Here is a 388-nt window from a genome sequence, read left to right as displayed (position 1 = left end):
AATTTGCCCATGGGTTTATCAACAGTATCAAGCTGAGCGGCTGTACGATTCTCATTATTCTGGTCTGTTCCACTCTGGCGGGCTATGTGCTGTCGGGGTACCGGATCAAAGGGAGCGGCATCATCCTGACCTACTTTATGATGGCGATGACTGTACCGATCCAGCTGTTCTTATTCCCGCTGTATTATGCATTTGCAAAGCTTAACCTGATTGGAAATATTCCGGCGACCAGTCTGATTCTGGCAGCCATGTTCATGCCGCTGTCAGTGTTCCTGATGAGAACATTTTTCTTAAATGTGCCGAAGGAACTGGAGGATGCCGCCAGAATTGACGGGGCAAACACCGGACAGGTGATCTGGCATGTCATGCGTCCCGTGGTTTCACCGGG

Annotated in this window: 1 protein-coding gene; it reads left to right on the top strand. The window is 50.3% G+C overall.

Features of this window, described 5'->3' with window-relative positions; genetic code table 11:
- Window positions 1–388: ABC transporter permease subunit (locus NE664_15515; protein ID MCQ4728041.1), on the top strand; the 388-nt coding region annotated here is incomplete at both ends.

It is taken from the genome of Anaerotignum faecicola (assembly GCA_024460105.1).
Taxonomy (GTDB): domain Bacteria; phylum Bacillota; class Clostridia; order Lachnospirales; family Anaerotignaceae; genus JANFXS01.
This window is presented reverse-complemented; position numbering and strand designations above follow the sequence as displayed.